The organism is Prevotella marseillensis (genome assembly GCF_900625065.1).
GTDB classification, from domain to species: Bacteria; Bacteroidota; Bacteroidia; order Bacteroidales; family Bacteroidaceae; genus Prevotella; species Prevotella rara.
In genome coordinates this window covers 1522463-1534640 of sequence record NZ_UYXY01000001.1, presented here as the reverse complement: position 1 = coordinate 1534640, position 12178 = coordinate 1522463, and the positions used below count along the sequence as shown (strand labels likewise).

The 12178-nt window shown below is 39.1% G+C and carries 10 protein-coding genes, 4 tRNA genes and 1 pseudogene; 8 read left to right on the top strand and 7 right to left on the bottom strand.

Annotation, left to right across the window (positions count from 1 at the left end):
• Window positions 1–230: 230 nt before the first annotated feature.
• Genes EJL04_RS06430 through EJL04_RS06420 form a run of 3 tightly spaced genes read right to left on the bottom strand, consistent with a single transcriptional unit; the run spans window position 231 to window position 2374 of the window.
• The gene (locus EJL04_RS06430) at window positions 231–797 is read right to left on the bottom strand and encodes a TlpA family protein disulfide reductase (RefSeq protein ID WP_241209953.1); all 567 of its coding nucleotides are present in this window, start codon (window positions 795–797) and stop codon (window positions 231–233) included.
• 5 nt (window positions 798–802) lie between these two features.
• Complete coding sequence (locus EJL04_RS06425) at window positions 803–1741, bottom strand: ribose-phosphate pyrophosphokinase (protein WP_021854403.1); 939 nt, start codon at window positions 1739–1741, stop codon at window positions 803–805.
• A 24-nt stretch (window positions 1742–1765) separates the two neighbouring features.
• Window positions 1766–2374, bottom strand: coding sequence for a thiamine phosphate synthase (locus EJL04_RS06420; protein ID WP_021854402.1), 609 nt, complete (start codon window positions 2372–2374; stop codon window positions 1766–1768).
• A 364-nt stretch (window positions 2375–2738) separates the two neighbouring features.
• On the opposite strand from EJL04_RS06420, the gene nspC reads away from it, so the two are divergent.
• The 8 genes from nspC to EJL04_RS16750 all read left to right on the top strand — a co-directional run bounded on the left by nspC (window position 2739) and on the right by EJL04_RS16750 (window position 6104).
• Window positions 2739–3914, top strand: a complete 1176-nt coding sequence (nspC, locus tag EJL04_RS06415) for a carboxynorspermidine decarboxylase (protein ID WP_125104425.1) — start codon at window positions 2739–2741, stop codon at window positions 3912–3914.
• A 110-nt stretch (window positions 3915–4024) separates the two neighbouring features.
• Window positions 4025–4097, top strand: a tRNA-Gly gene (locus EJL04_RS06410).
• Between the two features lie 47 nt (window positions 4098–4144).
• Window positions 4145–4226: transfer RNA gene (locus tag EJL04_RS06405), tRNA-Leu, on the top strand.
• Window positions 4227–4254: 28 nt separating this feature from the next.
• A tRNA-Leu gene (locus tag EJL04_RS06400) sits at window positions 4255–4341 on the top strand.
• Between the two features lie 18 nt (window positions 4342–4359).
• A tRNA-Gly gene (locus EJL04_RS06395) sits at window positions 4360–4432 on the top strand.
• Window positions 4433–4461: 29 nt separating this feature from the next.
• Window positions 4462–5010, top strand: a complete 549-nt coding sequence (locus EJL04_RS06390; protein ID WP_021854400.1) for a hypothetical protein — start codon at window positions 4462–4464, stop codon at window positions 5008–5010.
• A gap of 4 nt (window positions 5011–5014) precedes the next feature.
• Window positions 5015–5416 (top strand): single-stranded DNA-binding protein, encoded by a 402-nt coding sequence (locus EJL04_RS06385; protein WP_125104424.1) that lies wholly within the window; start codon window positions 5015–5017, stop codon window positions 5414–5416.
• A gap of 76 nt (window positions 5417–5492) precedes the next feature.
• Window positions 5493–6104 carry a 4'-phosphopantetheinyl transferase family protein gene (locus tag EJL04_RS16750; RefSeq protein ID WP_053398069.1) on the top strand — a complete coding sequence of 204 codons (612 nt, stop codon included), beginning with the start codon at window positions 5493–5495 and terminating at the stop codon, window positions 6102–6104.
• 63 nt (window positions 6105–6167) lie between these two features.
• On the opposite strand, the pseudogene EJL04_RS06375 reads toward EJL04_RS16750, so the two are convergent.
• The 4 genes and pseudogenes from EJL04_RS06375 to lon form a co-directional block, all read right to left on the bottom strand.
• Window positions 6168–7338, bottom strand: a pseudogene (locus tag EJL04_RS06375) (DEAD/DEAH box helicase); the annotation flags it as partial.
• Window positions 7339–7343: 5 nt separating this feature from the next.
• Window positions 7344–8573 carry an LptF/LptG family permease gene (locus EJL04_RS06370; protein WP_053398071.1) on the bottom strand — a complete coding sequence of 410 codons (1230 nt, stop codon included), beginning with the start codon at window positions 8571–8573 and terminating at the stop codon, window positions 7344–7346.
• 8 nt (window positions 8574–8581) lie between these two features.
• The gene (tgt, locus tag EJL04_RS06365) at window positions 8582–9709 is read right to left on the bottom strand and encodes a tRNA guanosine(34) transglycosylase Tgt (protein ID WP_021854395.1); all 1128 of its coding nucleotides are present in this window, start codon (window positions 9707–9709) and stop codon (window positions 8582–8584) included.
• A gap of 6 nt (window positions 9710–9715) precedes the next feature.
• Window positions 9716–12160, bottom strand: coding sequence for an endopeptidase La (gene lon / locus EJL04_RS06360; RefSeq protein ID WP_125104422.1), 2445 nt, complete (start codon window positions 12158–12160; stop codon window positions 9716–9718).
• Window positions 12161–12178 lie beyond the last annotated feature (18 nt).

Genomic DNA, 12178 nt, shown 5'->3' with positions numbered 1-12178 from the left:
AATCTTTGAAAATGCGGTATTGAATATAAACTCATTTTAGAGTAGAAGACAGAGCAAAAAGGTCTTTCCTTTGTCTTTTTTTGTTTTATATTTATGTGTGTAAATGTTTGATAAATAGTGTAAAAATGCTAAATGTCACCTTAATATGAGGTTAAGAGTATTTTATGTATAGTATGTTTGATGATTGTGTCTTTGCCTTGGTATAAATAGCACAAAATAATATTGCAATATTATTTTGTGCTATTTATATAATTATGTACGAAGCTTTCAAGTGCTTCCCCCCTCAGTCCGATGTTTAAAACATTTCCTTTTTCGTCAACAATTATAGTGAATGGGATGGCTTGTATTCCATACATCTGAGCGGCACTGTTGCCCCAACCCTTAAGGTCGGACAATTGGATCCAGGTCATGTTCATTTCTTTTACGGCGTCTTTCCATTGCTCTTTGTCTTCATCAAGAGAGACGCCGACAATACCCAATCCTTGTTCTTTATATTTATTATATGTATTTACTAAATTAGGCATTTCTTGTCTACATGGACCGCACCAACTTGCCCAGAAGTCAATGATTGTTATTTTGTTTTTTGAAAATACGTCTTTTACAGACACCTTATTACCATTGATGTCTTCCATTACGAAGTTGATTTGTTCAGACTGTGTTTCGCTTTCTTTCTGTTCGCTGATTTCTGTATCGTTGGGCGTGTTGCCGTTTTGAGGCGTGCCATTCTTTTGTGAATGGCACGCTGTCAAAAACATAATTATAATGGTTGAAAATGTTATCTGTCGAAATATTTTCATACTTATTATACTAAATATTGCGAACTGATGCTTTCGTTGTTTACGACTCTTCTGATTGTTTCTGCAAACATATCTGCAACAGAGAGCTGTTTTACTTTTGCACATCTGTTAGAATATGGTATAGAGTCAGTGAAAACCATTTCTTCGAGTGCGGAGTTCTGAACTCTTTCGCTTGCAGGGCCACTCATTACACAATGCGAAGCGCATGCTCTGACGCTTTTTGCACCAGCTTTTTTCATTATGTCTGCAGCTTTTGTTATTGTGCCTGCAGTGTCTACCATGTCGTCAATGATAATTACGTTCTTGTCCTTGACGTCACCGATAATCTGCATACTTTCAACAACATTTGCTCTTGCGCGTGTTTTGTTACATAAAACAAGAGGACATCCAAAGTATTTAGCGTAAGTATTAGCACGTTTACTTCCGCCTACATCTGGAGATGCAATGACCATGTCTTCAAGTTTTAGGCTCTGAAGGTATGGGAGTATTACACCTGACGCATATAGGTGATCTACTGGAACATCGAAGAATCCTTGTATCTGATCTGCATGAAGATCCATTGTTATGAGTCTGTCGATACCTGCTACTCCGAGAAGGTCTGCCACCAATTTGGCACCAATGCTTACACGCGGCTTGTCCTTTCTGTCCTGACGTGCCCAGCCGAAATATGGGATGACAGCATTTATGCTTTTGGCTGAGGCACGTTTGGCAGCGTCTATCATAAGCAACAATTCCATTAGATTGTCAGAGTTGGGGAATGTGCTTTGGACTAAGAACACGTCGCGTCCACGTATAGATTCTTCATACGATACGGCAAATTCTCCATCAGAGAATTTAGTAATAAGAAGATTGCCTAGCGGACAATCAAGGCTTTGGCAGATTTTTTCTGCCAGGTACCTGGTGTTTGTTCCAGAAAATACCATAAAAGAGTTTTTGGCACTCATTTCTGTCTTTTGTTTTATTATTTATTATGATACAGCTTTTTTTAATTTCTCAAAATGGTTTATTAAATCTTTATAATCCAATTCATTGTGGATGTCAAACTTGTTCCATAGGTCATTGCATATGACAACACCGCCGAATCCAAGGTCTTTAGCGGCTTTTATGTTTTCCAAGCTGATGCCTCCTAAAGCGTAAACGTGTTTGTCAATGAGTCCCTTTTTCGCTGCGCCTTCTATGTCTTTATATGCAATGAGTTTATCTTCAGCATTTTTGTTATGGTTGTCAAACACATTGTATAAAAATACATATTCAGCTTTTTTCTTTATTTCATAGAGATCGTTTATGCTTGTACACGTTCTGCTGAATTTTCCTTTATAGTCTTTTGGAATTTCTTTTTCTTTATTGTCGATATGTATGCCGGCAAGACCATATTCATTTTTTAAATAATAATGGTCATGGACGGTTATTTTGTTGTAATAAGCCTCCGGTAAAAGCGAGAGCAAGCGTTCGGAATACATAGGTGATGCTCCCGGTTTATATAGGTGCAAGTTGTCCATCCCTTCATCGAAAAGAGTTGTCAGGATCTTGTCTTCTTCTACAAAAAACGTAGGTTGAGTCATTATAACGAGTTTCATCGTTTATTTCTTTTTTTCAAATGCAAATGTATAAAAAAAAAGCCAAACCTACAATCTATAATGCAATAAAAATGAAGAATGTATTTTTTCGACAAATAATTATTCTTGACATGTATTATTTGTACGGCATTTGGAGTAATTGTGATTAGCCCGAATAGGCTCGGAAAATACTTTTGGACATTAGCGTAATTCAATTGTATTTAGCATTAATATATCTTGTTGAGGCGTGTTGGTGAAGACATTGTTTGATTGATTTTGCAGAATAATAGTTTTGGATGGGTGTGATGAGTACGAAATCTTTATTATAAATGGTACTGAATGAAAAAAAATGTGTAAGTTTGCGGACAAAAAATAAATTCTTAGTATGACATTTGATTTAAATACGTTTGAAGGATTGAGTACTCCTTATTATATATTAGAAGAAAAGCGTCTGCGTGGAAATCTGGAGCTGATAAAAAGTGTTGCAGAAAAAGCCAACGTTGAAATAATACTCGCATTCAAGGCTTATGCTTTATGGAAGACATTCCCTATCTTTAGAGAATATATAAAGGCAACAACTGCAAGTTCTCTTTATGAGGCGCGTATGGCTTATGAAAAGTTTGGAACAAAGGCGCATACGTATTCTCCTGCTTATACGGATTATGAAATAGAGGATATCTCGAGATGTTCAAGTTTTCTAACTTTTAATTCCCTGTCACAATATTCGCGTTATGGGAAAAAGGCAAAAGAAGTGAATCCTGATTTGAACTTTGGTTTGAGGATTAACCCGGAATATTCTGAAATCGGTACGGATTTGTATAATCCTTGTTCGCCCGGTACTCGTTTTGGCATTACCGCAGATAAGATGCCTGAAGTTTTACCTGATGATATTAAGGGCTTTCATTGTCATTGTCACTGTGAGAGTGGAGCTGATGTTTTTTTACGTACATTAGGACATATTGAAGATAAATTCTCAAGATGGTTTGGGCAGATTGAATGGATTAATTTCGGCGGCGGGCATTTGATGACGCGAAAAGATTATGACGTGGATCTTTTGATTGATACTTTGAATAGATTCCATGACAGGTATCCTTTGCTGAAGATTATATTGGAGCCAGGAAGCGCTTTTGGATGGCAGACAGGATGTCTTGTGGCTCAAGTAGTAGATTTGGTTGAAGACAAAGGTATAAAGACGGCTATTTTAAATGTCAGTTTCACTTGTCATATGCCAGATTGCCTGGAAATGCCATATATGCCTGTTGTTAGAGGGGCAGAGATTATAGAGGATGTAAATATGAAATGTTCGCTTGACGAAGATAATGTGTATAGGTTGGGTGGCAATAGTTGCTTGTCTGGTGACTTTATGGGATGTTGGCGGTTTCATAATGAATTAAAAATAGGAGATAATGTCATATTTGAAGATATGTTGCATTATACAACGGTAAAAACTAATATGTTTAACGGAATCACCCATCCTTCTATAGCCATTATGCATACAAATGGAGAGTTTGAAATATTGAGGAAATTCACGTATGAAGACTACTTAAATCGTATGGATTGAAGAAAAAAACGATTTTTTTTGAAAAAAAAGTCCGAAAAATTTTGTGAGTTTCAAAAAAAGCCGTATCTTTGCACCGCATTTAGAGAAATGCTCCTCACTAAAAGGAATAAGCGGAAATAGCTCAGTTGGTAGAGCACGACCTTGCCAAGGTCGGGGTCGCGGGTCCGAGTCCCGTTTTCCGCTCGCACATTCTGAATAAATGACACTTGGAAATATTTTCCTATTGTATTGCCCAGGTGGCGGAATTGGTAGACGCGCACGTTTCAGGTGCGTGTGTTTCACGACGTGCAGGTTCGAGTCCTGTTCTGGGCACATTATTTATTCAGAATGATTTTATGATGGAGAGGTGGCGGAATTGGTAGACGCGCTACTTTGAGGGGGTAGTGAAAATTGTTTCGTGGGAGTTCGAGTCTCCTCCTCTTCACCAATCTTTTTTGGTCTTTTTGCGGAAATAGCTCAGTTGGTAGAGCACGACCTTGCCAAGGTCGGGGTCGCGGGTCCGAGTCCCGTTTTCCGCTCATATTAAAAAAGAAAAATACAATCAATCATGAATTTATATTTGCGATATTTTGATAAAGAGACATTAGTAAATAATGTTGATGATGCTATTGCCTTTTTGGCTTCAATTGAGGAGGTCGGTATGAATCCTGATTTGGAGAATGACATTCGTGAATATGTTGCAAGCGATGTTTATTATCCCAAACGATATAAAATAAGACCAAGAGTTTATTTTATTATAATCAAAACAGAGGCTGCTACAATGTTAGATTTTAAGCAGAAAAAAGCTTTACGTTCAAATATTAGTGCAGCTGATGACCAACGTGATAATGTTTCTCCGACTATAGCCCGTCTTAATGAGGAGAGACCTGGTTGGTATGAAGGTTCATTAGACTTTAAACGTGTTGTATTGGTGCCCATTACAGGAAAGCACGAATATCGTGATACACATTTTGTAGCAAGCTGTAAAGCTGTTTCTGGCTTGGACTGCTATAATAGAATTGTTGAGCATCTTCGTGGACGTGTTGACAGTCGTAGTCAGTTTCCGTCGGCTAAGGGAAAGAACTTTAAATTTAAGTATTTAGGTCTTTGGAAGTAGAGCTATGAATAAAGTAATGCTTATCGGTAATGTTGGTAAAGAGCCTGTCGTGCGTTATTATGATCACGATCAGGCTGTTGCTACGTTTCCATTAGCAACAACAGAACGTGGGTATACATTACCAAATGGAACACAAGTTCCAGATAGAACAGACTGGCATAATGTAGTACTTTCACGGGGATTGGCCAAGATTGTCGAAAAGTATGTCCATAAGGGAGATAAACTTTATATAGAGGGCCGTATACATTATCGTACTTATGACGATGCAAAAGGACTTAGACATTACGTAACTGAAGTTTATGCCGATAATATGGAACTGTTAACACCAAAATCTGCAAAGGAAACAAATCAGACAACGGCAATTTCATCTGCTACTAATAATGAAGATGATGATGCACCGTTCTAGTTTTGGTTATTAATTTAATATTTCGTCTTTTATAATTTGAAGGCTATATATTTAAGGAAATCAAAAGATATTATATATGCCGTTGTTCTTAAACGAGGAAATATTTCCTGATGTCAGATTGGGTATTTGGGCTATTAGTGAATCCTCTGATGATTTTTGGGCTTTATCGCCATATGTAGAGAGCTCGCGTAGTGAATTTAATGCTTTGTATAAATCAGAGCAAAGAAAGTGCGAAGTGTTAGCGGTGCGTTTATTGATAAAAGAAATTATTGGTGATAACGTACAGCTTTTGCATCAGGATAACGGAAAGCCATATTTGTCTTCTGGTATGAATATTAGCATAAGCCATACACGTGGCTTTGCTGTAATTATCGTTTCTCATAGTAAGCAAGTTTCTGTTGATATTGAATATTTCAGCAATAGAATAGAACGAATAAGGAGTAAGTTTATGCGTGATGATGAAAATGCGTCATCACAGGTTAAGTTACTGATGCATTGGTGTGCAAAAGAAACTATGTATAAACTGTTTCCAGAGGATAACTTGACCTTTAACAAAATGCAGTTATTATCTGTTGATGGAAATGATTCAACTGGGATAATAACTGCAAAAAATATCTTTAGAAATAGGAATGTGAGTGTTTATTATAGAACTTTCTGTAATTGTTTGCTCACTTATGCTGTTCTTTAGATTTGCGTCTTCTTGGCCTTTTTCTGTTATTTGATGGTTTGTCGCCCCGCTTTTTGGTATTTTTACCTTTAGGTTTTATTATCTTATATTCCGGAGCCTTGCCTAATCCTTTTGGCAGAGGCATTTTTTCAACTTCATATCCGAGGAATTTTTCGATTTGCATAAACCAAGATACTTCTTTGCCTCTTACAAGAGTGATGGCAATTCCGTCATGGTCTGCTCTTGCAGTACGCCCAATTCTGTGTACGTAATCCTCAGAGTCATGAGGCACATCATAATTGATGACCATTGATATGTCATCAATATCAATACCTCTTGCAACAATATCAGTGGCAACAAGCACATCAATTTGTCCACTTTTAAACATAAACATAACCTCATCTCTTTCGCTTTGTGAGAGGTCTGAATGCATTTCTCCGCTATTAATATGTATTGATCTGAGTGTCTTGTTTATGTCTTTTACTTTCAGTTTTGAGCTTGAGAATATGATAACTCTCTTATGCCCGTATTTTTTGAATATATCCTTTAAAACGCCTAGCTTTTGATTTTCATGACAGACACATGCAATCTGCTTTATTTTTTCAGCTGGTTTATTTACTGCTAATTTTATAATAGTCGGATTCTTTAATATTGTTTTAGCCAATTCCTCTATTTTGTTCGGCATCGTAGCAGAGAACATTATTACCTGACATGTCTTCGGCAACAGCTTTGTTATTGACAGAATATCATCGTAAAAGCCCATGTCAAGCATTCTGTCTGCCTCATCCAATACAAAGAAAGACACCTTACTGAAATCGACGTTTCCCATCGTTATGTGGCTTATGAGGCGGCCAGGTGTTGCAATTATTATGTCTGCACCCATTTTCATGCTACGACTCTCTTGCTCATATCTGTTGCCGTCGTTTCCTCCATATACAGCAACACTGCTTACATCCTCCATATAATAAGAGAATCCTTGCATCGCCTGATCAATTTGTTGTGCGAGTTCTCTTGTTGGACTCATAATTACACAGTTTATTGAGTCGGCCGGGAAATTTTCTTCGTCAAGACGGCTCAATATAGGAAGAAGGTATGCCGCAGTTTTGCCAGTTCCGGTTTGGGCTATTCCAAGAACATCTTTTCCTTCAAGTATTTCGGGGATGCACTCTTCCTGTATGGGCGTACATGTTGTCCACCTCATGTCGTCGATTGCATCAAGGGTGTTATCGCTTAAATCTAAATTGTAAAAATCCATATTTATTAATTAGGGGCTTTACGGTAGCAGAAATATGCCACTATTGTGAAAACTATATTCGGAATCCATGCAGCTAGCATAGGGGGGGTATTTGCGTTTATCGCAAATGTTGCAGAAACTGTCTGTAACATGATGTATGTAAAGCTGAGGGCCAGTCCTATGCCAAGATACATTCCCATGCCGCCTTTTCTTTTTCTTGATGATAATGAAAGACCTATAGTTGCTAGAATAAATGAAGCAAATGACGTTGCAATACGTTTATGGTATTCCACTTCATATTGCACAACGTTTCCAGAACCACGGTCAATCTGTTTGGTGATGTAGTCTCTAAGTTGCGGGCTGGTGAATGTTTCCTGCTGTCCTTTAGAGAATACAAGGTCTGTAGGTTCCATCATAATCGTTGTGTCCTTACTGGCACCACTGGTGATGGTTTCACGTAGTCCTTTCAGTTGGCGTATTCTCCAGTTGCTGACTTTCCAATGATATTTCGTATCTGATATTGTGTCATATTGTATTTCGGCTGCAGTAAGGTGGCTTACCAGTTTCTTGTTTTCAAATTTATCAAGACAGAATCCATAGCCTTTCTTTAGATTATTGTCATAATGCTGAATATAGGCAATAACACCTTTGCCTACCTGCAACTGTACGTTTTCTGCAGCTGTTATCTTTTTCTTGTTTTTATACATTGATTCGAAGTTCTGCCTGATGATGGTTCCTTTGGGAATTATATATGCTCCCAAAAAGAATGTCATAACAGAAATGATTGCTGCAGAAACCATATATGGACGCATTAGCCGCTTAAAACTTACACCGGCGGCAAGCATGGATATGATCTCTGAATTACCGGCAAGCTTTGAAGTGAAGAATATTACTGCGATAAAAACGAACAGCGGACTGAACAGGTTGGCAAAATACGGCACAAAGTTCATATAATAATCAAACACAATGGCTTTAATCGGAGCATGGTATTGCGTGAATTTTGCCAAGTTCTCATTAATATCAAATACAATGGAAATTGAAATAATGAGAGCAATTGAGTAGAAATATGTGCCAATGAACTTCTTTATGATATACCAATCCAGTATCTTCAGATGTCTGAACGGATTGAGGTATTTCATCCAGTTAAGCTTCTTACCTAACCATGAAAATAAGGCGAATAACCATTTAAGATGAACTTTCATCCATCTCAATAATTTTAATATTCTCCTAAATCTTCTGATGTTCTTTATTTTCATCGTAAGTGTTATATGCGTTTGCCAAGTTGGTCAATTACCGATGATTTCCATTTAACGAAATCTCCGGATATTATATGCTTACGTGCATCTTTTACAAGGCGAAGGTAGAAGGCCAGGTTGTGAATACTTGCGATCTGCATGGCCAACAGCTCTTGAGCCTTAAACAGATGATGTAAATATGCTTTAGAATATATCTGATCTACATGACATCCGTCAGGATCGATTGGTGAAAAATCTTTTTCCCATTTCTTGTTTCGCATGTTCATTGTACCATTATATGTAAACAGCATGGCGTTCCTGCCGTTTCTTGTCGGCATGACACAATCAAACATGTCAACTCCGCGTTCTATGGCTTCCAGAATATTTTGTGGTGTGCCAACTCCCATCAGGTATCTTGGCTTGTCCTTTGGCAATATCTCGTTTACGACTTCAATCATCTCGTACATGACTTCCGTCGGTTCGCCTACGGCCAATCCTCCGATAGCATTTCCGTCTGCTCCTTTGTCTGCAACAAATTTGGCAGCATCACGGCGCAGGTCCTTGAATGTACAGCCTTGAACAATGGGGAACAGGGTCTGCTCGTATCCATATAGCGGTTCGGTTTCATTAAAGCGTTTGATACACCTGTCAAGCCATCTTTGTGTTAGCATTAGGCTTTTCTTGGCATACTGATAGTCGCTTTGGCCGGGAGGACACTCGTCAAAAGCCATCATGATGTCAGCGCCTATAATTCTTTCGGTGTCCATGACATTTTCCGGCGTAAAAAAGTGCTTTGAGCCGTCAATGTGCGAACGGAATTCGCAGCCCTCTTCTTTGAGCTTGCGTATTCCTGTAAGTGAGAACACCTGGAATCCGCCGCTGTCAGTCAGAATCGGTCTGTCCCAAGTATTGAATTTGTGCAGTCCACCGGCAGATTTTAAAATGTCAAGTCCGGGGCGAAGATACAAATGATAGGTGTTGCCCAAGATAATTTGGGCTTGCACCTCTTCTTTGAGTTCACTGAAATGTACGCCTTTTACACTGCCACATGTACCAACGGGCATAAAAATCGGAGTCTCTATCTGTCCGTGGCTTGTGGTTATTAGTCCTGCGCGTGCATCGCTGCCGGTGTCTGTATGCTGTAATTCAAATAACATATATGTTTAATCTTCTATATCAAATGTTACTGGGTTCTTTACTTTCTCTTCAGTCAGGGCAAAGTCCCAGACGTCTTGAACATTTTCAACAAAATGGAAATTAACCCCGTCAATATATTCCTGTGATATTTCTTCAATATCTTTTTTATTGTCTTTGCACATAACGATTTCCGTTATACCGGCTCGTTTTGCGGCAAGAATCTTTTCTTTAATACCGCCGACAGGCAGCACTTTTCCACGCAGAGTTATTTCTCCTGTCATGGCCGTATTCTTGCGTACTTTTCTCTGAGTAAGTGCCGATGCAAGAGATGTTGCTATTGTAATACCTGCTGAAGGGCCGTCTTTAGGCGTTGCACCTTCGGGGACGTGTATATGTATGTTCCAGTGGTCGAATATACGATAGTCAATGCCAAGTTTGTCTGCGTGGGCTTTTACATACTCTAAAGCCAGTATGGCAGATTCTTTCATGACATCTCCCAAGTTTCCTGTAAGCGTGAGCTTAGAACCCTTTCCTTTGCTCAGGCTCGTTTCGATAAACAATATCTCGCCCCCTACACTTGTCCATGCAAGACCGGTTACAACTCCTGCATAATCGTTGCCTTGGTATATGTCGCGATAGAATGGCGGATTGCCTAATAGCGACTCAATTTCTTTGGGCGTTATCTTATAGTATGGCAGTGTTGCCTCCTTCGCTTTCAGGTATGCCAGCTTGCGGAGCGACTTGTTAATTTGTTTTTCCAGTTGTCTTACTCCGCTTTCTCTTGTATATTGTTCAATTATTTTCTCAATAGCCTGTTTGCTGAACGTGAGTTTTTTCTCGTCAGCCAGGCCTGTATTCTCTTTTTCCTTTGGTATAAGATGCCTCTTGGCTATCTCAACCTTCTCTTCTGTGATGTATCCGCTCACTTCAATCAACTCCATACGGTCGAGCAGTGGGCGCGGAATGGTGTTCAAATCGTTGGCAGTTGCAATGAACAGCACTTTCGACAAGTCATAGTCTACATCAAGATAGTTGTCGTGGAATGCATGATTCTGTTCCGGATCAAGAACTTCAAGCAGCGCTGATGCGGGATCGCCATTTACGGTGTTCTGTGTAATCTTGTCAATTTCATCCAGAATAAATACAGGATTGGACGAACCAGCCTTTTGTATGTTCTTTATTATTCTGCCGGGCATGGCTCCGATATACGTTCTTCTGTGACCTCTGATTTCGGCCTCATCATGCAGACCACCCAGAGATATGCGTGCGTATTTTCGCTTCATGGCATTGGCTATGCTTTTTCCCAGACTCGTCTTACCTACTCCGGGAGGGCCGTAAAGACATATAATCGGTGATTTAAGATCCTTTCTTAAACTTAACACAGCCATATATTCCAAGATGCGCTCTTTAACCTTTTTCATGCCATAATGGTCCTTGTCCAATATCTTTTCAGCGCGGTTAAGGTTAAGGTCGTCTTGGGTGTAATATCCCCACGGCAGATTTACCATGGTCTGCAGATATGTCAGCTGTACGCTGAATTCCGGACTTTGCGGATTCAGAATGTCAAGCTTGTCTAATTCTTTGCTGAAAGTCTTAGCAACATCCTCAGGCCATTTTTTATTCTTGGCCTTTTCGAGCAGCTCTTTACGTTCAGGATAAGTATCGCCATTGCCTAATTCTTCCTTGATGTTTTTGATTTGCTGCTGAAGGAAATATTCTCGCTGCTGTTCGTCAATATCCTCACGTGTCTTAGTTCTGATATTATGCTTTATCTCTAAAAGCTGCAACTCGCGATATATTATTTTCAGCATTTTTAATGCTCTGTTTTTCAGTGTGTTGGCCTTTAAGAGCTTTATTTTTTCTTCAACGCTGAATGGCAGACTGGTACAGATAAAGTTCAACAGTATTACTGCATTGTTGATGTTCTGTAATGCAAACTGGGCTTCATCTGGTATATCCTCGTTTTTCTTAACATATTCTATTGATGTGTTCTTAAGGTCATCAACGGCAGCCATAAACTCCTTGTCGTCAGAAGACGGGATTTCTTCCGGTGCATTTGTTACCGTTCCAACAATGAAAGGTTGGGTTTTCTTTATGTCAGAGAGGTTGCAGCGTCCAAGGCCCTGTACAATGACAGTAAGATTGTTGCCGGCGCCAGGCATCTCTAATACACGTATAATCTTGGCATATACTCCAATTTCGTATAAGTCTTTCAGAGACGGATTTTCCTGGTCAGAGTCTTTCTGACAAAATATAGCGAATATGGAATTTTGATTTTCTTTTAGATGGTTTATCAAGTTAAGGCTTTGAATCCTGCCAATCAACACCGGCGAAACTACTCCCGGAAATAATACCAAATTTCTTGTGGCTAATACGGGTACGTCACCGTCAATGCTCTCTTCAAAAAGTTTGGCAACATCTCCTTCGTAGTCTGCTATCATAGAAAATGCGTTGTTTATATCTTTTCTCATAATTTGCAATTCGTTATT

What these genes read in the sequence shown, in the direction of transcription:
- EJL04_RS06425 (WP_021854403.1), bottom strand. Translation starts at nt 1,741, where the DNA reads ATGAGTGCCAAAAACTCTTTTATGGTATTTTCTGGAACAAACACCAGG.
- EJL04_RS16750 (WP_053398069.1), top strand. Translation starts at nt 5,493, where the DNA reads ATGCCGTTGTTCTTAAACGAGGAAATATTTCCTGATGTCAGATTGGGT.
- EJL04_RS06385 (WP_125104424.1), top strand. Translation starts at nt 5,015, where the DNA reads ATGAATAAAGTAATGCTTATCGGTAATGTTGGTAAAGAGCCTGTCGTG.
- EJL04_RS06420 (WP_021854402.1), bottom strand. Translation starts at nt 2,374, where the DNA reads ATGAAACTCGTTATAATGACTCAACCTACGTTTTTTGTAGAAGAAGAC.
- EJL04_RS06430 (WP_241209953.1), bottom strand. Translation starts at nt 797, where the DNA reads ATGAAAATATTTCGACAGATAACATTTTCAACCATTATAATTATGTTT.
- EJL04_RS06370 (WP_053398071.1), bottom strand. Translation starts at nt 8,573, where the DNA reads ATGAAAATAAAGAACATCAGAAGATTTAGGAGAATATTAAAATTATTG.
- nspC (WP_125104425.1), top strand. Translation starts at nt 2,739, where the DNA reads ATGACATTTGATTTAAATACGTTTGAAGGATTGAGTACTCCTTATTAT.
- lon (WP_125104422.1), bottom strand. Translation starts at nt 12,160, where the DNA reads ATGAGAAAAGATATAAACAACGCATTTTCTATGATAGCAGACTACGAA.
- EJL04_RS06390 (WP_021854400.1), top strand. Translation starts at nt 4,462, where the DNA reads ATGAATTTATATTTGCGATATTTTGATAAAGAGACATTAGTAAATAAT.
- tgt (WP_021854395.1), bottom strand. Translation starts at nt 9,709, where the DNA reads ATGTTATTTGAATTACAGCATACAGACACCGGCAGCGATGCACGCGCA.